This window comes from Microbacterium trichothecenolyticum, from assembly GCF_041938625.1.
GTDB classification, from domain to species: domain Bacteria; phylum Actinomycetota; class Actinomycetes; order Actinomycetales; family Microbacteriaceae; genus Microbacterium; species Microbacterium trichothecenolyticum_D.
The window spans coordinates 4,487,207-4,509,273 of sequence record NZ_CP169427.1; the positions used below are offsets into that span (position 1 = coordinate 4,487,207).

The 22,067-nt window shown below is 70.9% G+C and carries 19 protein-coding genes; 4 read left to right on the forward strand and 15 right to left on the reverse strand.

Annotated elements, in window-relative coordinates:
• Positions 1-35: 35 nt before the first annotated feature.
• The 12 genes from ACEYYH_RS20720 to ACEYYH_RS20775 form a co-directional block, all read right to left on the reverse strand.
• Positions 36-1,781 (reverse strand): beta-galactosidase family protein, encoded by a 1,746-nt coding sequence (locus tag ACEYYH_RS20720; RefSeq protein WP_374976170.1) that lies wholly within the window; start codon positions 1,779-1,781, stop codon positions 36-38.
• A 53-nt stretch (positions 1,782-1,834) separates the two neighbouring features.
• Positions 1,835-2,503, reverse strand: coding sequence for a bifunctional 4-hydroxy-2-oxoglutarate aldolase/2-dehydro-3-deoxy-phosphogluconate aldolase (locus tag ACEYYH_RS20725; protein ID WP_374976171.1), 669 nt, complete (start codon positions 2,501-2,503; stop codon positions 1,835-1,837).
• Positions 2,504-2,612: 109 nt separating this feature from the next.
• Positions 2,613-3,509 (reverse strand): sugar kinase, encoded by an 897-nt coding sequence (locus ACEYYH_RS20730; RefSeq protein WP_374976172.1) that lies wholly within the window; start codon positions 3,507-3,509, stop codon positions 2,613-2,615.
• Between the two features lie 103 nt (positions 3,510-3,612).
• Positions 3,613-4,458 (reverse strand): 5-dehydro-4-deoxy-D-glucuronate isomerase, encoded by an 846-nt coding sequence (gene kduI / locus ACEYYH_RS20735; RefSeq protein WP_374976173.1) that lies wholly within the window; start codon positions 4,456-4,458, stop codon positions 3,613-3,615.
• 37 nt (positions 4,459-4,495) lie between these two features.
• On the reverse strand, positions 4,496-5,260 hold the full coding sequence (gene kduD, locus ACEYYH_RS20740; protein WP_374976174.1) for a 2-dehydro-3-deoxy-D-gluconate 5-dehydrogenase KduD: 765 nt from the start codon (positions 5,258-5,260) through the stop codon (positions 4,496-4,498).
• Entirely contained in the window at positions 5,257-6,126 is an 870-nt protein-coding gene (locus tag ACEYYH_RS20745) for a fumarylacetoacetate hydrolase family protein (protein ID WP_374976175.1), read from the reverse strand. Before ACEYYH_RS20745 ends, kduD begins: the two co-directional genes overlap by 4 nt.
• Complete coding sequence (locus ACEYYH_RS20750) at positions 6,123-7,307, reverse strand: glycoside hydrolase family 88 protein (protein ID WP_374976176.1); 1,185 nt, start codon at positions 7,305-7,307, stop codon at positions 6,123-6,125. The genes ACEYYH_RS20745 and ACEYYH_RS20750 overlap by 4 nt, the downstream gene beginning before the upstream one ends.
• Positions 7,308-7,353: 46 nt before the next feature.
• Positions 7,354-8,043, reverse strand: a complete 690-nt coding sequence (locus ACEYYH_RS20755; protein ID WP_374976177.1) for a ferredoxin-NADPH reductase — start codon at positions 8,041-8,043, stop codon at positions 7,354-7,356.
• A gap of 4 nt (positions 8,044-8,047) precedes the next feature.
• Positions 8,048-9,010, reverse strand: coding sequence for a carbohydrate ABC transporter permease (locus ACEYYH_RS20760; protein ID WP_374976178.1), 963 nt, complete (start codon positions 9,008-9,010; stop codon positions 8,048-8,050).
• Entirely contained in the window at positions 9,010-9,948 is a 939-nt protein-coding gene (locus tag ACEYYH_RS20765) for a carbohydrate ABC transporter permease (RefSeq protein WP_374976179.1), read from the reverse strand. Before ACEYYH_RS20765 ends, ACEYYH_RS20760 begins: the two co-directional genes overlap by 1 nt.
• A gap of 134 nt (positions 9,949-10,082) precedes the next feature.
• A complete protein-coding gene (locus tag ACEYYH_RS20770; RefSeq protein ID WP_374976180.1) occupies positions 10,083-11,381 on the reverse strand; it encodes an ABC transporter substrate-binding protein in 1,299 nt (432 codons plus the stop codon).
• Positions 11,382-11,430: 49 nt separating this feature from the next.
• Complete coding sequence (locus tag ACEYYH_RS20775; protein WP_374976181.1) at positions 11,431-13,449, reverse strand: DUF2264 domain-containing protein; 2,019 nt, start codon at positions 13,447-13,449, stop codon at positions 11,431-11,433.
• A gap of 196 nt (positions 13,450-13,645) precedes the next feature.
• On the opposite strand from ACEYYH_RS20775, the gene ACEYYH_RS20780 reads away from it, so the two are divergent.
• The 3 genes from ACEYYH_RS20780 to ACEYYH_RS20790 are packed head-to-tail and all read left to right on the forward strand — an operon-like array spanning position 13,646 to position 18,305.
• The gene (locus ACEYYH_RS20780; RefSeq protein ID WP_374976182.1) at positions 13,646-15,703 is read left to right on the forward strand and encodes a heparinase II/III family protein; all 2,058 of its coding nucleotides are present in this window, start codon (positions 13,646-13,648) and stop codon (positions 15,701-15,703) included.
• The gene (locus ACEYYH_RS20785) at positions 15,700-16,806 is read left to right on the forward strand and encodes a substrate-binding domain-containing protein (protein WP_374976183.1); all 1,107 of its coding nucleotides are present in this window, start codon (positions 15,700-15,702) and stop codon (positions 16,804-16,806) included. The genes ACEYYH_RS20780 and ACEYYH_RS20785 overlap by 4 nt, the downstream gene beginning before the upstream one ends.
• A 35-nt stretch (positions 16,807-16,841) precedes the next feature.
• Entirely contained in the window at positions 16,842-18,305 is a 1,464-nt protein-coding gene (locus ACEYYH_RS20790; protein ID WP_374976184.1) for a glutamate-cysteine ligase family protein, read from the forward strand.
• Between the two features lie 15 nt (positions 18,306-18,320).
• Here ACEYYH_RS20790 and ACEYYH_RS20795 read toward each other — a convergent pair whose 3' ends face one another.
• From ACEYYH_RS20795 to ACEYYH_RS20805, 3 genes are all read right to left on the reverse strand, one after another.
• Entirely contained in the window at positions 18,321-19,307 is a 987-nt protein-coding gene (locus ACEYYH_RS20795) for a Gfo/Idh/MocA family protein (protein ID WP_374976185.1), read from the reverse strand.
• Positions 19,308-19,437: 130 nt separating this feature from the next.
• The gene (locus ACEYYH_RS20800; RefSeq protein WP_374978271.1) at positions 19,438-20,280 is read right to left on the reverse strand and encodes a DMT family transporter; all 843 of its coding nucleotides are present in this window, start codon (positions 20,278-20,280) and stop codon (positions 19,438-19,440) included.
• Between the two features lie 68 nt (positions 20,281-20,348).
• Complete coding sequence (locus ACEYYH_RS20805; protein ID WP_374978272.1) at positions 20,349-21,617, reverse strand: serine hydrolase domain-containing protein; 1,269 nt, start codon at positions 21,615-21,617, stop codon at positions 20,349-20,351.
• A gap of 80 nt (positions 21,618-21,697) precedes the next feature.
• Between ACEYYH_RS20805 and ACEYYH_RS20810 the strand changes: the two genes are divergently transcribed.
• On the forward strand, positions 21,698-22,048 hold the full coding sequence (locus ACEYYH_RS20810) for a DUF2470 domain-containing protein (protein WP_374976186.1): 351 nt from the start codon (positions 21,698-21,700) through the stop codon (positions 22,046-22,048).
• The last annotated feature ends 19 nt before the right edge of the window (positions 22,049-22,067 follow it).

A 22,067-nucleotide genomic window follows, 5' to 3' on the forward strand; every position in this document is an offset into this window, starting at 1 on the left:
CCTATCGCGGGCCTACCGCCCCGCCGCGGAGCTGCCTACTCCTCGCGCGGGCCGAGGTCGGGTTGGGCGACGAAGCGCACGACTGCCTCGGTCACGCGATCCAGTTCGACCACCACGACCACGTTCTCCCCGGTGTTCAGCACGGCCGCCGGAACGTAGAGCGTGCGCTGCGGACCGCTCGACCAGTAGCGCCCGAGCAGGAAGCCGTTGACCTGCGCGAAGCCCTTGCCCCAGCCGCTCGTATCGAGGAAGAGATCGGTCGGCTCATCGAGCACGAACGAACCCCGCAACACGAACGGCGCGACGCCGGTGTTCGATGAGGCGGCGGCCGCAGCATCCGTCCGCGAAGCACCGAGAGCGGCGACATCGATGGGCGTCGCGGTCCACCCGGTGAGGGACGCGCCTGCGAGCGTCACCGGACCGATGAGGCCCTTGGGCTCGCCGAGGCGCACGTCGTAGTTGACGCGGCCCTGCTCCTCCACGAGCACCCGCAGCCGGCGGCCCGCGGGAACGACGAGGGCGTCCTCGTGACGTGTGCGCGACAGCGTGCCGACCGACACCCCATCCACCGACACCCACGCGTGGTCGCGCACCTCGCCGAGGCGCAGCACTCCCCCGCGGCCGTCGAGGTCGGTCTCGTACGAGACGAGCGCGCTGAGGTGACCGAGTTCCTCGAACGTCGGCGGAACTTCGTGACGGGACACGGATGCTGCCACCGCCGCCCCGACCGCCTCCAGGGCGATCTCGAATTCGGGTGCCGGACCGCTCGTCGCGGGCAGCTCATCGGGCACCGAGGCGTACTTCGCGATGACGTCGCGGAACGCGAAGTACTTCTCGGTCGGATCGCCGCGCTCGTCGAGCGGGGCGTCGTAGTCGTACGAGGTCACGATCGGCAGGTAGCGGCCCTTGTCGTTGGCGCCGTTCGTGAGCCCGAAGTTGGTGCCGCCGTGGAACATGTAGAAGTTCACCGACGCCCCCGCTGCCAGGAGCGCGTCGAGCTCGGCCGCCGACGCGGAAGCCGGCGTCGTGTGGTGGGCGTTGCCCCACCAGTCGAACCAGCCGTCCCAGAACTCTGCGCACATGAGGGGTCCGGTCGGCTGATGCCGGCGAAGGGTCGCGAGGCGCTCTGCCGCACGCGAGCCGAACGAACCCGTGAGGTGCGCGCCCGCGACGCTGCCGTCGCTGAGCATCTGGTCGGTCGGCTGGTCGATCGTGGTGAGCGGGACCGTGATGCCGGCGTCCCTCGTCACCCGCACGAGGTGCTCGAGGTAGGCGGTGTCGCTTGCGTAGGCGCCGTACTCGTTCTCGATCTGCACGAGGATGACGGGTCCTCCGCGGTCGATCTGCCGCGGGGCCACGATCTCGTAGACGCGCTCGAGGTACGCCGTCACCTCGGCGAGGTACAGCGGCTCCGAACGGCGCAGCCCGACACCCTCCAGGGCGGTCAGCCACACGGGGAGGCCGCCATTGTGCCACTCCGCGCAGATGTACGGTCCGGGCCGCACGATCGCGTGCATTCCCTCGGCGGCCACGAGGTCGAGGAACGCTCCCAGGTCGTTCCAGCCGGTCGCGTCCCACTCGCCGCGCACGGGCTCGTGGGCGTTCCAGGCGACGTAGGTCTCGATGGTGTTGAGCCCCATGAGCCTCGCCTTGCGGATGCGATCCGCCCACTGCCCGGGGTGCACCCGGAAGTAGTGCAGCGCCCCCGCGAGCACGCGGAAGGGCTCGCCGTCGAGCAGGAAGTCGGTCTCACCGATCGCGAAGCGCTGCTCGCCTGTCACGTTCCGCTGTTCCGCACGGCCATCTGAGACAGGTGAGCGGTCTTCAGCGGGGCTCATCGGGCCGCCGAGCCGGTGCGAGCGCGGAGCACCGCGGCGAGGCGCTCGAGCTGCGACGCGTCCTCGAGGGCCGATCCGACGGCGGCGACACGCACACCGGCGTCGAGGAACTCGTCGACATTCGACGCGTCGAGTCCACCGGTCGCGACGAACCTCACCTGCGGGAACGGCCCGCGGATGTGCCGGAACCAGCCGCTCCCGAGCCACGTCGCGGGGAACGCCTTGAGCCACGTCAGCCCGAGCGAGACGGCGAGCTGCACCTCGCTGGGGGTGGCGACGCCGGGGAGGATCGGGATGCCGGCATCCTGCGCGGCGCGCACCACTACGGGGTCGAGACCCGGTGAGACGAGGTACACCGCGCCGGCGTCGGCGGCCCGCGTCACCTGCTCGGGGGCGATGATGGTGCCGGCGCCGACGCTCTTGCCGCGGGCGGCCGCGGCCTCCACGACGGCACGGAGGGCGCGCTCGTCCTCGTCGGTCTGCAGCGGCACTTCGACGGAGTCGATGCCGAGATCCCACGCCGTCTCGGAGAGGCGCACCGAGCGCTCGACGCCCATGCCGCGGAGGATCGCCATGAGCGGAGCCCCGGCGAACGCGCTGTCGAACCAGGCGGCCTGGGCCGCAGCATCCGTGTTGCTCGTCGATGAGTGGGGCTGGGAGGTCATTCGAAGGTCCTTCGTGCGTGAGTCCGGGAGAGCAACGGGGTTTGGGGCGTCATCTGTCCGTTGGGGCGGAGAATCTGCGCCCCGACGGACAGAACGCGCCCCGAACCCGTCAGGTCGGGAGGCCGGCAGGCTCGTCGATCGAGTCGGTGGTGGTCTGCAGCGTGCGGGCGGCGCGGGCGTGACCCGCCCGGAGGCGGTCGGGTACGGCCTCGCCCGACAGGCGGCCGGCGAGGTACCCGCCGGCGAACGCGTCGCCGGCGCCGACGGGCTCGACGACCTCGACGACGAGCGCGGGCTCGAACACCACCTCGTCGCCGACGAACGCGGTCGCGCCGATGTCGCCGTCCTTGACGATGAGCTCGGCGACGCCCGGCAGGACGGCGCGCACCTCCGCCGCGGTCGGGGTGCCCCACAGCGTCTCGGCCTCGTCGCGGCCGACGAGCACGATGTCGGCGCTCCGGGCGAGCTCGAGCAGCGCCGGGCCGGCGGTCGCGACATCCCACAGCGGCGCGCGGTGGTTGACGTCGAACGAGACCGGCGCGCCGTGCTCCCGGGCCCGGTCGATGACCCGCGACAGGAACGCGGCGGCGGAGGCCGAGATCGCCGCTGTGATGCCCGACACGTGGAGCAGGTCCACCTCAGCGAACGATACGTCCTCGGCGTCGGCCTCCGACAGGTGCGCCGCAGCGGACCCCCGGCGGTAGTAGAGCACCCCGTTGCCGGGGTCCTTCACGTACAGCCCGGTCGGGTGCCCATCGTCGAACACGACGCGCGAGACGTCGACGCCGCGAGCGGTGAGCTGCCGCGCGATGCGGCGCCCGAGCGCGTCATCGCCGAGCCGGCTGAACCACACCGCGTGGTGTCCGAGGGCGGCCACATGGGCGGCCACGTTCGACTCCGCTCCCCCGGCGTCCAGCAGGAACGCGTCGGCGTCGGCGACGGGCGTCGCGACGACCGGGGTCACCATCGCCATCGTCTCGCCGATCGCGAGCAGAGTCCGGGGCACCCCGCCAGCGTAGTCAGACTGCTTCCCTGTCACGATGTGCCGGTTTCGTCAGCACATCGCGACAGGTGAGCAGCGGACCACGTCGAGCGGATCGACACCGCGGTCATCGCAGGTGGGTGACGGGGGCGGCGTCCATGTCGTCGAACGCCTGGTTCTCGCCGGCCATCGCCCAGATGAACGTGTACGCCGACGTGCCGACGCCGGAGTGCAACGACCACGAAGGCGAGATGACGGCCTGGCGATCGGCGATCACGAGGTGACGGGTCTCTTCGCGCTCGCCCATCAGGTGGATCACGCGGGCGTCCTCGGGCAGGTCGAAGTACAGGTAGCACTCGGTGCGGCGGTCGTGGGTGTGCGCCGGCATGGTGTTCCACATCGAGCCCGGGTGCAGCTCGGTGACGCCCATCACGATCTGGCAGCTCTTCACGCCGTTCTCGTGGATGTACTGGTTGAGCGTGCGCCGGTTCGAGGTCAGCTGGTCGCCGAGCTCGCGCACGGTGCCCTCGCCGGGCGATACGAGCGCCGGCGGGTAGGAGGTGTGGGCGGGAGCCGAGAAGAGGTAGAACTGAGCCCCCGTCTCACCGGACGCGTCAGCGAACGACACGTTCCTGATGCCGCGGCCGAGGTACAGGCACGCGCCCTTGACGAGCGTGTAGACCTCGCCGTCAGCGGTGACCGTGCCGGTGCCGCCGACGTTGATGATGCCGACCTCGCGGTGCTCGAGGAAGTAGTCGCTGCGGATCTCGGGGTACCCGCCGAGCGCGAGCACCGCGCCCGCGGGCACCGCGCCGCCGAGCACGATGCGGTCGTGGTGCGTGTATGTCAATCGGATCTCGCCCGGCACGAAGACATCCGGGATGAGATACGTGTCGCGCAGGTCCTGCGTCGTCATGCCCGGGATCTGGGCGGGGTTGGTCGCGTAGCGCTGCGGGATGTTCGTCTGGGTCACGAGTTCTCTCCTGGTTCTGCGTGGGGGTGCTTACGGGTCACCGGACGAGCCAGCCGCCGTCGACGGGGATGACGGCGCCGGTGACGTAGGCGGCCGCATCCGAGGCGAGGAAGACGAACACGCCTTGGAGATCGGATGCTGCGCCCCAGCGTCCTGCGGGGATGCGCGACAGGATCGACGCGGCGCGGTCCTCGTCGGCCCGCAGCGGCGCGGTGTTGTCGGTCGCCATGTAGCCGGGGGCGACGGCGTTGACGGTGACGCCCGCGGCCGCCCACTCGTTCGCGAGAGCCTTGGTGAGCCCCGCGACGGCGTGCTTCGAGGCGGTGTATGCCGGAACGAGAATGCCACCCTGGAACGACAGCATCGACGCGACGTTGATGATGCGGCCGCTCCCCTGCGCGAGCATGTGGCGGCCCGCTGCCTGCGACAGATGGAACACGGCGTCGAGGTTGATCGAGAGTACGTCGTCCCAGTCGCCGGCCGGGTACTCGGCGGCGGGGGCGCGGCGGATGGTGCCCGCGTTGTTCACGAGGATGTCGAGCCCGCCGAGCTCGGCGACGACGTCGTCGACCGCCGACACGAGCTCGTCGGGCCTCGCCGACACGAGGTCGCGCTGCACGCGGCGCGCCCGGCGGCCGGTCGCCTCGACGAGCTCGGCGGTCGCCGATGCATCGCCCCGGTCGAGCAGTGCCACGTCGGCGCCGGCCTCGGCGAGCGCGACCGCGGCGCCCTGACCGAGCCCTCGGCTCGACCCGGTGACGAGCGCGACCTTGCCATCGAGGCGGAACGAATCGAGGATCATGCGGCGGACTCCTGGCTGGCGATGAAACGGGTGGTGAGCTCGCCGAGGCCCGAGATGCGCACGGTCACCGCGTCGCCGTCGGCGAGCGGGCGGTGCGTCTCCTGGGCGGCGGGCAGCTTCTGCGGTGTGCCGGTCGAGACGATGTCGCCCGGTTCGAGGGTCAGCACCTGGCTGAGGTGATGCACCACATACGCGACCGAGAAGATCGTGGTCGACGTCGACTGCGACACGGTCACGACCCCGTCGCGCACGACCTCGACGAGGAGATCCTGCGGGTCGGGCGCCTCGTCGGGCGTGACGACCCACGGCCCCAGCGGCGCGAAGCCGTCGGAGCACTTGCCCAGGGCCCACTGGCTCTGCCGGCGCTGCCACGCGCGATCCGACACGTCGTTGAGGATCGTGTAGCCGCCGACATGGTCGAGGGCGTCCTCGAGCGACACGCGCTGCGCGCGGCGGCCGATGACCACCGCGACCTCGCCCTCGTAGTCGACGTCGGTCGCTCCGGGTGGGATGACCACCGCGTCGTTCGGACCCGCGAGCGTGTTCGCCGTCTTCACGAACACGTCGGGGTACTCGGGATCGTTCGCCGTCGGGTCGACACCGTCCGGCACGTGCCCGCGGTAGTTGTACCCGAGGCACAGGATCTTGCCCGGCACGACGGGTGCCCGCAGCTCGGACGCGTCGAGCACCGGCAGGGAATCCAGGTCGGCCGACGCCACCGCAGCCTTCGCGGCGGCCAGGGCCGCAGCATCCGCCAGCAATTCCGTCACCGAACCGGCGATCGCGCCCAGGTCGAGCACCCGATCGCCCGTGACGACCGCAGCCGGCCGGCCGCCGTCCGAACCCGCGTAGGTGACGAGCCTCACCAGTACTTCCTCCACTCCGGACGCGCGACGCGCATCAGAGCCTCGAGGTAGAAGTAATCGCCCCAGAGCGTGCCCTCGTCGACGCCGTTGTCCTTCGGCAGGTCGTACACCGAGTGCAGGATCAGCGCGTCCGAGTCCTCGGCGTTCACCGGCGTGTAGTTCGCGATGAGCGACGCCAGGATCGAGTGGGCGCGGGCGGTCCACTCCGCGGCGGCCGCAGCATCCGTCTCCACCTTCGCGAGCTCGAGGAGCCCGCACACCGCGATCGCGGCGGCGGAGCTGTCGCGTGGGGCGTCACTTCCGTCGGTGTAGACGAGGTCCCAGAACGGCACCTCGTCGGCCGGCAGGTGGCGCAGGAAGTACTCCGTACAGCGACGGGATGCCTCGAGCAGGCGCTCGTCGCCGGTCACGGCGTAGTTCATCGCGAAGCCGTAGATGCCCCACGCCTGGCCGCGTGCCCAGCACGACTCGTCGGCCGCGCCCTGCTCGGTGCCGCCGCGAAGTGCCTCGCCGGTCTCGGCGTCCCAGTAGAAGGTGTGGAACGTCGAGTCGTCAGGGCGGAGGATGTGCTCGCGCAGCTGCGCCGTGTGGCGCACGACCGCGTCGGCGAAACGGTCCTCGCCGGTCTGCTCGTGAGCCCATGTCAGCAGCGGCATATTCATGAGGCTGTCGATGATCGTGCGGCCGCGCTGCGCGGGGTCGGAGAGGTCGCCCCACGCCTGGATGATGCCCGCGGGCTCCAGGAACCGGCGCATCAGGTGGTCGGCAGCGAGCAGCGACGCGTCGCGCGCCCTCGGATCGCCGACCAGACGCCACGCCGCCACGGTCGACAGCGTGTAGAGGAAGCCGAGGTCGTGGGTGTCGAGGTCCTCCTCGGCGCGCACGCGCCGCTCGAAGTCAGCCGCATCGAGCCGTGCCGCCTCGCGGTAGTCCTCGTCGCCCGAGAGCTCCCACGCGAGCCACAGCATGCCGGTGCGGAAGCTCGTGGTCCAGCCGCGGTTGCCGCCCAGCGGGATGTTCCCGAGAGCCGGGCGCAGTTCGTAGCGGTCGTCCACCGTCGTGTCATCGGGGTACGAGCCCCCGAAGGTCGCGATGTTGCGCCGGATCGTCGACAGCGCGGCGGCGATGGCCGCCTCGGTCGTGGTCTCGGTGGTGCCCGCAGCGGGCGAGGTGGACGTCATGGAGGGATTCCTTCTGAGGTATATACGGAGAACGGATGCCGCGGGCTCAGGCCTTCGCGGCGGCCTTCTCGTCGAGGTCGAGCACGGGGCGGAGCGTGAAGCGCGAGTTGGTCCACGCGAAGAAGAGAGCGGCGGACGCCGTGAGACCGAGTCCGAGGGCAGGCGCGGTGGCGAAGACGGCGACCTGGGCCGCCAGTGCGGCCAGCGACGCGGCCGTGAGGTACCACCGGCGCATACTCAGGTGGAGACTCGCACGAAGCACGTCGCCCAGCCGTGCGGTCGGGACCTCCGCGATCGCGACCAACCCGACGAGCCCGACCGCGATCGCGAGCAGGGCCAGCACGCCGAGGAGCGGGACCGTGAACACGGCGACGGCCGTGGTCGACAGCATCCGCACGTCCACGAGCAGCACCACGACGACCGCCGTGACCGCCGCGCCGATGAGGAGCGCACGCCGCCACGTGGCGCGCAGCCCCGCGACGAACGCGCGGATCGGACCGAGCCCGCCGGCCCCGTGCTCGCGGAACGCGCAGAACGCGGCGGCGAGTCCGGGGGCGGCCAGCGGCGCCGCGACGGCGAGAGCCGGCCACGAGTACAGCGGGTCGGTCGTGACCAGCAGCACCACGAGCGGCAGCGACGTGACCACCAGCAGCAGGTTCACGATGAGCCCGAGGTAGATCATCCCGATCAGGGACGCCCACGTCTCGTGCGACACCAGGCCGTTGAGCTTCTTCATGGCATCAGCCCTTCAGACCACTCGTCGCGATGCCCTCGACGAAGTACTTCTGGCCGAGCAGGAAGATGATCGCGATCGGGATGACCGAGATCGTCAGGCCCGCGAACAGCAGCGCGTAGTTCGTGTCGTAGAGGTTCGAGACGAAACCCTTGAGGCCGAGCTGGATCGTCCACAGGTCGGGGTTGCGCAGGTAGATCAACGGGCCCAGGTAGTCGTTCCACGTGTTGACGAACGTCAGCAGCGTCAGCGAGGCGAGTGCGGGGATGGACAGCGGCAGCATGATCCTGCGCCAGATCGCGTACTCGCTGAGTCCGTCCAACCGCGCCGCCTCGGAGAGCTCCTCGGGGATCGTCTCGTAGAACTGCTTCATCAGGAACACGCCGAACGCGCCGAACGCCTGCAGCAGGATGATCGACCACAGCGTGTTCGACACCTTGAAATTCGACAGCAGGATGAACTGCGGGATCATGTACGACTGCCACGGCACAGCGATCGTGCCGACGTACAGCAGGAACAGCACGTCGCGGCCGCGGAACCGCATGCGCGCGAAGCCGTAGGCGGCGAACGAGCCGGTCAGCACCTGCAGGAACGTGACGACCACGGCCAGGAACAGCGTGTTGCGGATCCAGACCAGCATGTTCGACTCGGTCCAGATGTCGATGTAGTTCTGCCACACCCACGTCTCGGGCAGCCACTTCACCGGCACCGAGAACACCTCGTTCGCCGACTTGAACGAGCTCAGCACCATCCACACGAACGGCGTCAGCAACCCGATGGCGAAGATGACCAGACCGACGTACATCGCGATGCGCGCGATGCGGCGACCGGGCGTCATCTTCTCGGTGGGGATCTCGGGCTGAGGCCCGGGCGACTCCTCCGCGAGCTTGCGCAGGCCACGGCGGTTCGCTGACGGGGCCGTGAAGTCCGAGACGAGCAGCTCGGCATCCTTCTGAATCTGCTCGGCCATCAGATGCTCCGCTTCTTGTTCCACAGGAACTGGAGGATCGTCACGATGATGCACATGAAGAAGAGCACCACGGCTGCCGCCGAGGCGTAGCCGAACTGGCTCTCCTCGAAGCCCTTGCGGTAGATGAACTGCGACATGACGAGGGTGGACTGACCCGGGCCGCCGTCGGTCATGACGAGGATCAGGTCGAAGATCTTGAACGAGTTGATCGTGAGCATCACCGTGACGAAGAACATCGTCGGGCGCAGGCACGGGAGGGTCACGTTGACGAACCGCTGCCACACGTTGGCGCCGTCCATGCGCGCCGCCTCGTGGAGTTCGCGCGGCACCGTCTGCAGGCCCGCGAGGAACAGGATCATGTAGTAGCCCATGTCGCGCCATGTCGAGACGATGACGACGGCGGGCATCGCCCACTCCGGCGAGGTGAGCCATCCGGGCGGGTTCTGGATGCCGATGAACCGGAGGAACTCGTTGATCGGGCCGTACTCGGGGCTGAAGAGCAGGTTCCACACGACCGCGATCGCGACGATCGAGGTGATGTAGGGGAAGAACGCGGCGGTGCGGAAGAGGGCGACGCCGCGGAGCTTGTTGTTGAGCAGCAGTGCCAGACCCAGCGCGACGACGATCGTCAGCGGGATGTGCAGCACCGAGTAGTACAGGGTGTTGAAGACCGCGATCTGGAAGCTGCCGTCGCCCATGAGGCGCTGGAAGTTGGCGAGGCCGACCCAGTTCGCCGTGCCGAAGACGTTCCAGTTCGTGAACGACATGTAGAACAGCACGACGATCGGGATGAGGGTGAGCAGCCCGAAGCCGATGAAGTTGGGAAGGATGAAGCTCCACCCGATGAGGGTGTTGCGCAGCCGCAGCCGCGAGCGCCTGCGGCGCGCGGGGGGTGGCGCTGCCGCGGTGCCGGTCTCGTCGGCGGTGATGGTCGCCATGGCGGACCTCCGGGGTGCAGATGGTGGTGCGGTGACCGGCCCGCCCGCAGGAGCGGGCCGGTCACCGGGTTCAGATTTCGGCGGATCCTCCGCCGATCGCGTCAGCCCTCAGGCCTCGGCGTGAAGGGATGAGGTCAGCCGACCTCGTTGGCGACGCGGTCCTGCGCCTCCGTGATCGCGTCGGAGACGCTCTTCGAGCCCGACATGATCGCGGTGTGCATGTCGCCGAGGATGCCCTGGATCGCCGCCGCCTTGTTCGACGTCGGGTTCTCGGGGTGCACCTCGTGGGTCGAGTACGCGAACTTCGAGAGGTCGTCGGTGGGAGCACCGTCGACGGAGAAGTACGTCTCGACGACCGCGTCGGTCAGCAGCGCCGGCGTGATGCCGATGCCCGCGAGGATCTGCGCGCCCTCTTCGCCCGCGGCGAAGGCGAGGAAGTCCTTCGCGGCCTGGACCTTGGACGCATCGATGGCGGCGTTGATGCCGAAGCCGGTCGGGTCGCCGAAGGTCACCGGGGTGTTGTCGAGACCGGCGGTCGACGAGTCGACCTGCGGAATCGGCGCGATGCCCCACTCGAAGTCGTCGGCGTCGCCCGAGGCCTGCTGCGCGATCAGCGTCGCGACGAACCACGTGCCCATCTGCAGCATCGCGGCGTTCTGCTTGCCGAACTCGCCCTGGTAGGTCAGCTGGTTGGCCTTCGCGGTGTTGAAGTCGACCTGGTCGCCCGAGTCCTGCAGAGCGAGCACGTTGTCGTAGAACGGCTCCATGTAGTCGTACTCGCCCTCGAGGATGTCGCCGGGGGCCTGCGCGTTCGCGAAGCCCTGGACCGTCGACTGCCAGTTGTGCAGGTACGCGGCCTTCGCGGCGCTGCCGGCGCCCGCGAGGCCCGAGTTCAGCGCGTCGGCAGCGTCGGCGTAGTCGTCCCACGTCCACGAGCCGTCGGGGTACTCGACGCCTGCCTGGTCGAAGAGGGCCTTGTTGTAGTACAGGACCCACGAGTCGTTGCGGTAGGGCACCGCGTAGGCCGTGCCGTCGACCTCGTACGACTTGGCGCCGCTGATGCCGTCGGGCAGCTCGACGTCCGACACGTCGAGGAGCTGGCCGCCCTCGACGAACGTCGGGACGAACTTGACCTCCTTCTGCGTGATGATGTCGGGGCCCGAGCCCGCGGCGAGGTCGGCGGTGAGGAGCGTGTTGTACTCCGCCGCGTCGTAGCCCTTGAGCTCGATCGTGACGTCGGGGTTCTCCTCGTGGAACGCGTCGGCGAGCGCCTGGAACTCCGGCGTCGTGTCGAGGCTCCAGCCCGAGAGGGTGAGCGTGACCGGACCCGACGACTCCTCGGGCGCGGCCGCGTCGCCGGAGCCGCTGCAGCCGGCGAGAGCGAGCGTTGCGACCACGGCGATGCCGGCCGCGGCAGCGTATGAGCGCTTCATTCTGGGGGTACTCCTTTGTGGTTGCGGACCCATCCTCGGGCCCATCGGGTTACCGGTTCGCGGGGGATCCGGGGTGTGCGAGGCGACTCGTGGTCGCCGTTCCGTCCGGCCAGGTGACCGTGACGGTGGTCTGGTCGTCGTCCTCCTCGAGGGCGACGGCGGCTTCCGCATCGGCGGGCGATGCGAGGTCTGCGGTGGTGAGCTCGACGAGCGTCGCGCTCCACGTGCCCGGCTCGACCGGGAACGACACCAGCGGCGCGGCGGCGACCGGGCCCAGCGGGCTGGCGTCTTCGCGGGTCTCGACGCTCGCTTCGCCGGTGCCGAGGAGGGGACGGATGCTGCTGCTCAGCGCTGAAGCAAGGGCTGATGCCCGCGGCATGTTCGCGATCACCGAGGCGGCAGCATCCGTTGTGGCACTGTCGACGTTCTCGGCCGCCAGCGCCCAGCCGCCCACGCGGAGGCGGAGCGACGCGGCGTCGACGCCGGACTCGAGGGCGTCGACGCGGACGAGACGCACCTCCCACGGACCGCGCACGAGCGAGTGCACCTCGACGACGCCGGCGATCTCGATGTCGCCGTCGACGCCCGAGCCGTGGCGCTGGGCCGAGGGCCGCACGTCGATCCAGTGGGCACGGGAGACGGATGCTGCGATCCCGACGCGGCCGCCCTCGCCGGGCTGCACGCGCACGTCGACGAGCTCCATCGCCGCGCGATGGGTGGCGCGGCCGGCGGCGTCGACGAGGGCCACGGACTGCTCGAGGGGCTCCTCGAACGCCCGCTGGTTGGCGAGCGGGCCCGCGGCGGTCGCGTACCCGATGCGGGCGTACAGCGGCGAGTCGCCGACGAGGCTGCCGTCGGCGGCGTGGTCGGTGCCGTGGTTGACGATGCGCACGATGCCGTCGGCCTGCGTGCCGGAGATCACCCAGCCGGCGGGGCGCACGGTGCGCAGCTCGTCGCCCGACTCGATGGGCAGCGGCTCGCTCTCGGCGGCCCACACCGGGTGGTCGGCCGGAAGCGCGATGCCGAGGAGGCCCTTGACCGCCCAGTACGGCGAGCCGGGGCCGGAATACGACTGGGCGAGCTCGCGCCACTCGTGGTGCCAGCCCATCGTGAGGACGCCGTCCTCCCCCGGGACGCGGTCGGCGAAGTGCGCGACGACGGCGTTGGCGGCCCGGCGCAGCTGCCCGAGCGGCACGGACGGGACCTCGGCGATCGCGCCGACCCAGAACGGCGCCGCGGCGGCGAAGCGGTAGATGAGGCTGCGGCCCTGCAGGAGGGGCGAGCCGTCGGCGCCGACGAGGGTGATGGCGTCCTGCAGGAAGCGGTCGAGGCGCGCGATGTCACCGGGAGTGCGGCCTGCGGCGAGGTCTTCGGCGCCCTGCATGCGCGACCACAGCACGGGGTAGGTGTGCAGCGCCCAGCCGACGTAGTGGTCGTACGAGCGCTCGAAGCCATCCGAGATCCAGCCGTCCTCGCGCACGAGCACGTCGTGCAGGGCGAGGTCGTCGGCGATGTCCTCGGCCGACCACGGCCCGCCGACCGAGCGCAGGAACGTCTGCACGACGATGCGGAACCACAGCCAGTTCGTCTTCGGGTACGTCGCGTCGCCCACGACCGGGGCGAGGTAGTCGATGACCCGCTGCTGCGTGAGGGCGTCGAGGCGGTCCCAGATCCACGGACGCGTCATGTCGAGCACGAGCGCGAGCGACGCCGCCTCGACCTTGGCCTGCGCATGCTCGTCGAGCCGCACCCAGCGGTCCTCGGCGTCCGGGTCGACGCCGGTCACGATGCCGCGGCGGTAGAAGTCGGCGAGCTCCTCGGTGCCTTCCCCGCGCGCACCGGCGATGCGGAAGCCGGCGAGGAGGAACGTGCGGGCGAAGCCCTCGAGGCCATCCACGGCGTGGCCGTAGCCCCCCTCGGCACCCGGGAAGTGGATCCGGCCGGCACCCGGCGAGGCGAAAGTGCGTGCCGTGTCGAGCAGACGATCTGCGTAGGCGAGCCACTCGTCGCGTGTCCAGTCGAAACCCGTCGCGATGTGCGCCGACGTGTTGAGCTGCTGGACCGTCACTGGGATCTCCCTTGATGCCTTCTTCCCCGCCGGAACCAGATCAGCGGAAAGCGAACGTTTGGGACTGTAGCAACCCATTTCGTTCATTGCAAGGTTGTTTAAGATTCGTTATGATCGTTTATGATCGCTTTGGGTTCGGGACGAACCTCACGGCGACGATGGATCCCCACCAATGGTGAATCAACGAGGAGGAACCTTGACGACCGCGACGGATGCCTCGACCGCAACGTTCGAGGGTGACCTGGCCGCCGTCTACCACGGGCAGGCAGGCGCCCACGGCGCCGCCTTCGGCGCGGCCCTCGCGTCCCTTCTCGCCACGCCCGAGCGCGCGCTGCCGATCGCCCCCGCCGAGGACCGCACGGTCTGGGGGCCCGAGGGCAGCGCCGACCCCATCGCCGTCGCCGACGTGATCGCCCGCGCCCACGAGGATCTCGGCCGCCCGTGGGGCGTGCCGCTCGCCACCGCCGCCGCCCGTATCCACGACGACGGCGACCGCGAGGGCTGGGAGTCCGTCGTCTTCGAGCGTCAGCGACGCCTCGCCCGCGCCGCGATCGCCGCCGCCCACCACGCCGCCCCTCTCGACCCTCTCGCCCCTCCCTCTGATGTTCGGTCGTCACAGAGGTACGCGGATCCTGCCGATCGCCGGACATCTGTGTCGAACGAGCACGGGCAGGACGAGCTCGGCGGCCGGTTCCTCGCGGAAGTCCTCGACGGCGTCTGGCTGATCTGCGAGCAGAGCTCGTGGTGCTGGCCGGCCCACGACGACGCGTTCCGCGCGCGCGGGTCCGTCCTCCCGACGGTGACCGCGCCGTACCTCGACCTCGGCGCCGGCGAGGCGGTCGCGCTCTTGACCTGGATCGACCAGCTCCTCGGTGCGCGGCTCGAAGCCCGGTATCCCGGCATCCGTTCCCGCATCCGCCACGAGGCGCGCGTGCGGGTGTTCCAGCCGTTCACCGAGCGCCGCGATTGGCACTGGCTCGGGCTCGACGGCGACGTGCACAACTGGAACCCGTGGATTCACGGCAACGTGATCACCGCCGCGCTGCGGCTGCTCGACGACCCCTCCGAGGCGGATGAGCGCGCGCGTATCGTCGCCCTGGCCATCGAGGGCATCGACCGCTACGTCTCGGTGCTGCCTGCCGACGGCGCGATCGACGAGGGCTACGCGTACTGGTGGAACGGCGCGTGCCGCGCGCTCGAAGCGCTCGACATCGTGCGCCACGCGACCGGGGGAGTGCTCGACGCGTCGGCCATCCCGGCGCTGCGCGAGACCGTGGCCTTCCCACACCGCTCGCACCTCGGCGGCGACTGGTACCTGAATCTCGCCGACGGCCAGGCCCGCCCGCCTGCGGCGCAGCCGTGGCACGCGCTGCATCGTGCGGCGCGGAACGCGGGAGACACGGATGCTGCGGCCCACGCCGCGTCACGTCGCTCTGCGGGCACGCCTGCCGCGACCGAGCACGAAGGCTTCGGCCGCCTCCTGCGGGGCATCACGGATGCGGCCTGGGTGGGCGCGGCGCAGGAGGCGTCGCCGTTCCCCCGCGAGGTGTGGCTGCCCTCGACCCAGGTGCTGCTGGCCCGGGAGCAGAGCGGCACGCCGCACGGCCTCACGGTTGCGGTCAAGGGCGGGCACAACGGGGAGCACCACAACCACAACGACGTCGGCTCGTTCGTCGTCGCGTCGGACGGCGTGCCCGTCGTCGTCGACGCCGGCCGCCCGACCTACACGCTGCAGACCTTCGGCCCCGGCCGCTACGACATCTGGACGATGCAGAGCGGCTGGCACAACGTGCCCGTGATCGGCGGCGTCGAGCAGAGTCCGGGCGTCGAGTTCGCGGCCTCCGAGGTCGAGGTGGACGGCGCCTCACTCTCGCTGGAGCTTTCGGGCGCCTACGCCGTCGCGTCGCCCTGGCGGCGCACCGTGCGTCTCGAGCGCGCCGCGCGCCGCGTGGTCATCGAGGACGCCTGGGAGTCGGAGGGAGCTCGACCCGCCCAGGTGCGGATGCTGCTGGCCGGCGACGTGCGGCGGGACGCAGCATCCGTCATCATCACGCCGCTCGATGGCGCGACCCCCGTGCGGATCTCGTGGCCCGAGCCGGTGGAGGCGTCGCTCGTCGTGCGCGAACTCGACGACCCGATGCTCTCCGACGTGTGGGGGCCACGACTCACCCGGCTCGATCTCGACGTGACGACCGCCGACGCGGTCGCCGTCACGGTAGAACTGGACCTGACGAACGCGGAGGACGCCCGATGACCGACCAGACACCGGCGCTGCTGGCCGCCGAGCGGCGGGCGCATGTGATGGCCACGCTCGAGCGCGACGGCGCCGTGCGGGTCGCGCAGCTCATGGACGAGCTCGGCGTCGCTCCCGTGACACTGCGCCGCGATCTCGCCCAGATGGAGCGCGAGGGACTGCTCGTGCGCGTGCACGGCGGGGCCGTGCCGCCCGCGGGCGGGCTCGATGACGTGGAGTCGGGGCATGCGCTTGCCGCCACGCGCACCGGCTCGATCGCGATGCTCGTGCCGTCGCTGAGCTTCTACTGGCCGAGCGTCGTGCGCGGCGCCGAGACCGAGGCGACGCGCCACGGTCTGCGCGTCGTGCTCCGCGGCGCGTCCTACGAACTGCAGGACGAGCGCCCCGTGCTCGAGCGGCTCGTGCACATCGAGGGCGTGCGCGGTCTCGTCGTCGCGCCGAACACCGACACGCCCCACGCGCAGGACGTCGTGCAGTGGCTCGCCGAATGCGGCGTGCCGAACGTGCTCGTCGAGCGCGACGCCGTGCTGCTCCCGGATGGCAGCCCGGTCGAGAACGTCACGACCGATCACGCGCTCGGCGCCGTGCTCGCGGCCCGGCACCTCGCCTCACTCGGCCACCGCCGCGTCGGGCTCATCATCGCGCGGGACTCACCCACCTCGCGCAAGATCGCCGCCGGCTGGCAGGCGGCCTGCCTCGAGCTGGGGCTCACCCCGTCCGACCACTTCGAGACGAGCCTGCCGCCGCGCACGAGCCCCGATTTCTCGGCCGTCGTCGATGCCACGCTCGACGCGGCGCTGTCGAACTCGGTCACGGCGATCCTCGTGCACTCCGACCCGGAGGCGATGGCGTTCGTCGACCTCGCGCTGAACCGCGGCATCTCGGTGCCCGGCGACCTCTCGGTCGTCGCGTACGACGACGAGGTGGCCGAGCTCTTCACACCCGCGCTCACCGCCGTGAGCCCGCCGCGCAACTCGGTGGGCCGGGCGGCCGTCGACCTGCTGGCGCGCCGCATCGAGGACCCCACGCGCCCGGTGCACCGCGTCGTGCTGAACCCGACGCTGAACGTCCGCGGCTCGACCGCGCCGCCGCGCGGCGCGTAGGCGCGCAAACGCCCGCGGCTCGCTAGAGTGCCGCCATGGGGGAGGACGTCCCGGCACAGGAGTTCACCCGCGCCGATCGCACTCGCCACCGCGAGAAGGTCCGGCGCAACCTCGACGTGTTCGCGCGCATGCTGCGCGAAGCGCACTTCGACACCGACGACCCGTTGACGGGCCTCGAGGTCGAGCTGAACCTCGTCGACGAGGCGGGAGACCCGGCGCTGCGCAATGCCGAGGCCCTGGAAGCGATAGCGGATGCCGCGTTCCAGACCGAGCTCGGACAGTTCAACATCGAGATCAACGTGCCGCCGGCTCGCCTGCGCGAGGGCGGTCTCACGACGTTCGAGGAGGGGCTCCGCCGCAGCCTCAACCACGCCGAGGATCGGTCATCGACCGTCGGCGCCCACCTCGTGATGATCGGCATCCTGCCCACCCTCGCGGAGGGGCACCTCCGGCCCGACAGCATCAGTGCGAATCCGCGATACCGGCTGCTCAGCGAACAGATCCTCGACGCACGCGGCGAGGACATCTCGATCAAGATCGACGGGCCGGAACGACTCGTCACGACCGCGGACTCGATCCTCCCCGAGGCGGCGTGCACAAGCACGCAGCTGCACGTGCAGACGTCGCCGGAGTCGTTCGCGGCGTACTGGAACGCCTCGCAGGCGATCGCCGGCGTGCAGCTGGCGATGTCGGCCAACTCGCCGTACCTGCTGGGCAAGGAGCTGTGGCGCGAGACGCGGATCCCGCTGTTCGAACAGGCCACCGACACCCGCAGCGAGGAGCTGAAGGTACAGGGAGTGCGGCCGCGGGTGTGGTTCGGCGAGCGCTGGATCACCTCGGTGTTCGACCTCTTCGAGGAGAACGTCCGGTATTTCCCGGCGCTCCTGCCGATCGTCCACGACGACGACCCGATGGCCGTGCTCGACGGCGGCGGCATCCCCGACCTCGCGGAGCTGCGGCTGCACAACGGCACGATCTACCGGTGGAACCGCCCGATCTACGACGTCGCCGGCGGGGTGCCGCACCTCCGCGTGGAGAACCGGCTGCTCGCAGCCGGACCCACCGTCGTCGACATCATGGCCAACGCCGCGTTCTACTTCGGGCTCGTGCGGGCGATCGCCGAGAACGATCGTCCGCTGTGGTCGCAGCTGTCGTTCACCGCGGCGGAGGAGAACTTCCACACGGCGGCTCGCGACGGCATCGACGCCCAGTTCTACTGGCCCGGCGTCGGCCAGGTGCCCGCGACCGAGCTCGTGCTGCGACGCCTCCTGCCGCTCGCCCACCGAGGGCTGGAGGCCTGGGGCGTGGAGGCAGCCGTCCGCGATCGCCTGCTCGGCATCATCGAGGGGCGGTGCCTCACCGGCGTCACGGGCGCCGGCTGGTTCACGGACCGGATGCACCGGCGGGCCGACATGGACCGTTACGACGCGCTGCGCGCCACCCTGCTCGAGTACCGCGCGGCGATGCACACGAACGAGCCCGTGCACACCTGGGAGTGACCCGCCCCTGGGCGATCAGCCGGCGAGGGCCGCGGCGCGCCAGTCCGTGAGCACGCGAGCCGCGGCGCGCGTGTGCGCCCACGGCATCTGCGGCACCTCGACACCGCCCTCCGCGAGCGCGAGCGACAGGGCGTCGGCCTCGGCGGCCATCGGCTGCACGGTGGGCAGTTCCAGGACCCGCTCGTCGGCGCCGCGCCGCACGATCAGCGTCGACGGACTCTCGGTGCGGCTGCCCCACACGTTCGGCAGCACGACCTCGGCGTCGGCGAAGCGCAGCACGCCGGTGTCGGGCAGGTTCTCGATGACCGACGTCGCGATCCCGGCCGTCAGGTCGCCGAAGGCGAGCTCCGCCGACGCGGTGCCGTCGACGCCCCCCACCAGCTCGGCTTCGAACGACCGGTACTCCGGCGTGATCGGCCGGCCCGCCGCGGCCGCGAGGTCGATCGCGAGTGCCAGCGGGTAGCAGCCCACGTCGAGGATCGCACCGCCGCCGACCGCCGGGTCGAACAGGCGCCCCTCACGCGTGCCCGCGTCGAAGCCGAAGGCACCTTCGAAGCGCTCTGGCGCGCCGAGCTCCCCGCCCGCGGCGAGTTCCCGCAGGGCGTCTGCGAACGGCCCGAACCGCGTCTTAAAAGCCTCGAGGAAGGGGCGCTGCGTGCGCTCGGCGGTCGCGAGGATCCGCTCCACCTCGTCGAGCGTCGGGCTCGCGGGCTTCTCGCACAGAACGGCCTTGCCCGCTTCGAGCGCGCGGATCGCGAGGTCGGCGTGGGCGGTGTGGACTGTCCCGACGTACACGGCGTCCACGTCGTCGCGCGCCAGGATCTCGTCGTACGTCCCGGAGGCTGCGGCCCCGTGCTCCGTCGCGAAGGCCGACGCACGCTCGGCCGACGAGCTGCCCACGGCGTGCAGCATCCCGTGTTCCGACGCACGAAGCCCGACGACGAAGTCCCGGCTGATCCACCCCGGCCCGAGGACCGCCCATCTCGTCTTCGCGTGAGTCACGCCCCGATGCTACCGAGCCGCAGCCGTCTCTTGGCGAGACCGCAGAAGAGCACCGTAGATCGGCCGGGATCGGTGCTGTTGTGCGGTCTCGCGTGCGTGCGGACCGGGAACGGATGCCGCGACCGCAGCGTCAGGCGATCGGCTCGGCGGCTTCGCGCGCGGCGCGGGCGGAGGAGCGGATGGCGCCGATGCTCGCGGCGATCACCAGCGCGATGCCGAGGATCTCGAGCCAGGTCATATGTTGCCCGAGGAATATGAAGCCCGCGAGGGCCGCGGTCGCCGGCGCGAGGCTCATCAGGATCGCGAAGACGGCCGCCGGCAGGCGCCGGAGCGCGATGAGCTCGAGCGCGTACGGGATCGTCGACGACAGCACCGCCACAGCGGCACCGAGCGCGACGAGCTCGATCCGCAGGAGGGCGGCTCCGGCATCCGCGATCCCGAACGGCAGGGCGATCACCGCGCCGACGGTCATCGCGAGCGCGAGCCCGTCGAGCTGCGGGAACGCCCGCCCGACGCGCGCCGAGGCGAGGATGTAGAACGCCCAGCTGCCCGCGGCGCCCAGCGCGAACAGCACACCGAGGGGGTCGAGACGGTCCCACCCCCCACCGCCCAGTGCGACGACGCCCGCGAGGGCGAGCAGCGCCCACAGCCACGCTGAGGCGCGGCGCGCGGCGACGATCGACAGCACGAGGGGCCCGAGCACCTCGATGGTCACGGTGACGCCGAGCGGCAGGCGCTCGAGCGCGAGGTAGAACAGGCCGTTCATCAGCGCGAGCACGAGCCCGAACTGCGCCACCGCCGTCCAGTCGGCGCGCGAGTGGCCGCGCACGCGAGGCCGGGCGATCAGCAGCAGCACGATCGCCGAGAACACGAGGCGGAGCATCACCATGCCGAGCGGCCCGACCTGTGGGAACAGCAGCACGGCGATCGACGCGCCGACCTCCTGACACGCGAGGCCCACGATCACCAGCAGGATCGCGGGCGTCGCCCCGGAGCGACCGGAACCCGTGACCGCTGCGCCGCCGGATCCTGCCCCGGCGTTCACTCCGCTGCCGGAGGCGTGCAGACCGCGAGGGTGTCGATCGCGGCGTGGTACTGCTCGGCGGTCCACGGAAGACCCGCCGCCGGCGCCGTCTCGCCGGCAGTCGCAGGGGTCTTCGACGCGATCGCCGCGAGCTCCCACGCGAGGTACTCGCCCACGGCGGCGTCGGCGGCCGAGTTGTTGAGCACGACCGCCACGGTCAGACCGGTCGTGGGGTCGGCGAACGCGGCGGTGATGTAGCCCGGCACCTTGCCGTACTGGCCGATGAGCGAGCCCGCGATCAGCGCGCCGCCGTCCGCGGCGTACCACGACGGGGCGTCGGCGGCGACCGCGACCGGCGCGTTGAACCGGTCGTCGTCCTCGACGAGCGCACCCGACGCCAGCGACTGCACGTAGCGGCCGAGATCGTGGATGTCGGTGATCACGCCGGCGTCGGTGAACCCGCTGCTCGACGAGGCTGTGGTGAGATCGAGCGGCTGCGCGCAGTCGAGCGCGCCCTCGGCGTTGTTGACCGACTGCCCGCCCTTGAGCACACCCGAGGAGGGCAGCTCACCGAGCGCGGTGGCGTCGAGCCCCAGCGGGTCGGCGACGTAGCTGTGGATGAGGTCGGCGGCGGTCTGGTCGGTCGCGCGCTGCAGCGCGAGGCCGAGCAGCACATACCCGGCATCGGAGTCGCGGTATGCGGCGCCCGGGTCGCTCGTGCGCGGCTGGCCGAGGCCGAAGCTCGCCAGGTAGCGCGGGTCCCACACCCGGTCGGGGTTCGAGAGCCACGACGAGTAGAGCTGGCCGGCGTACGAGCCGATGCCGGACGTGCCGTCGCAGAGCTCGATGAGCGTGACGTCCTTCAGGTCCGGCACCCCGGAGACGTACTCGGTGATGCTGTCGTCGAGCTCCACCTTGCCCTCGGCGGCTGCCTCGAAGAGCACGTCGCACGTCATGGCGCGCGTCACCTTGCCGGCGCGGAACACCAGGTCGTCGGTGACCTCGCCACCGCCGTCGGGCCGCTGCGTGCCGAGGCCTGCGACCCAGCTGCCGCTCCACGGCGCCCAGACGCCCACGATCGAGCCGGACGACCCGGTGACGCCCATCGCGTGGGTGACGGCATCCGTCAGCTGCTGCACGGTCTCATCGGCGAAAGCCGCCGTCGTCTGAGGGGGCACATCGGGCTGGATATCGCCGTCGAACGAGCACCCGGCGAGGAGCAGCGCGGACGTCATGGCACCGGCGAGCACCGCGATGGCGCGTCGATGTGTGGAGCGGGTCCGCATTCTCACCCCCCGATGATCGTGCAATGAATTCAAACACACCATCGGCGCCTGCGTTGAACGGCGATCCGTAGGGTGAAGGCATGACCAGTTCTTCTTCGACCGGCCGCGGGCGCCGCTTCGACGACGCCGCGCTGACCGGCGTGCTCGGCCACATGAACGGCGACCACGCCGGCGACAACCTTCTGATCTCGCGCGCGTTCGCCGCGGGCGCGGGAGTGGCCGATGCGGAGATCACCGCGGCGACGATGACGGGGTTCGACGGGGATCAGGGTGTCTGGCAGGCGACGCTCGACGACGGCACGACCGCCGAGATCGCGGTGCCGTGGCCGACAGGCCCGATCACGGAGCGCCGCGAGGTGCGGCGCGAGATCGTCGCGCTGTACGACGAGGCGTGCCGCCGGCTCGGAGTCGCGCCCCGGCCGCACGCATGAGAATATTGGGGGTTAGGTT

Bases quoted from the DNA above. Each gene is read 5' to 3' on its own strand.
- ACEYYH_RS20725 (WP_374976171.1), bottom strand. From the start codon at position 2,503: ATGACCTCCCAGCCCCACTCATCGACGAGCAACACGGATGCTGCGGCC.
- kduD (WP_374976174.1), bottom strand. From the start codon at position 5,260: ATGATCCTCGATTCGTTCCGCCTCGATGGCAAGGTCGCGCTCGTCACC.
- ACEYYH_RS20750 (WP_374976176.1), bottom strand. From the start codon at position 7,307: ATGACGTCCACCTCGCCCGCTGCGGGCACCACCGAGACCACGACCGAG.
- ACEYYH_RS20755 (WP_374976177.1), bottom strand. From the start codon at position 8,043: ATGAAGAAGCTCAACGGCCTGGTGTCGCACGAGACGTGGGCGTCCCTG.
- ACEYYH_RS20760 (WP_374976178.1), bottom strand. From the start codon at position 9,010: ATGGCCGAGCAGATTCAGAAGGATGCCGAGCTGCTCGTCTCGGACTTC.
- ACEYYH_RS20765 (WP_374976179.1), bottom strand. From the start codon at position 9,948: ATGGCGACCATCACCGCCGACGAGACCGGCACCGCGGCAGCGCCACCC.
- ACEYYH_RS20770 (WP_374976180.1), bottom strand. From the start codon at position 11,381: ATGAAGCGCTCATACGCTGCCGCGGCCGGCATCGCCGTGGTCGCAACG.
- ACEYYH_RS20785 (WP_374976183.1), top strand. From the start codon at position 15,700: ATGACCGACCAGACACCGGCGCTGCTGGCCGCCGAGCGGCGGGCGCAT.
- ACEYYH_RS20790 (WP_374976184.1), top strand. From the start codon at position 16,842: ATGGGGGAGGACGTCCCGGCACAGGAGTTCACCCGCGCCGATCGCACT.
- ACEYYH_RS20805 (WP_374978272.1), bottom strand. From the start codon at position 21,617: ATGCGGACCCGCTCCACACATCGACGCGCCATCGCGGTGCTCGCCGGT.
- ACEYYH_RS20810 (WP_374976186.1), top strand. From the start codon at position 21,698: ATGACCAGTTCTTCTTCGACCGGCCGCGGGCGCCGCTTCGACGACGCC.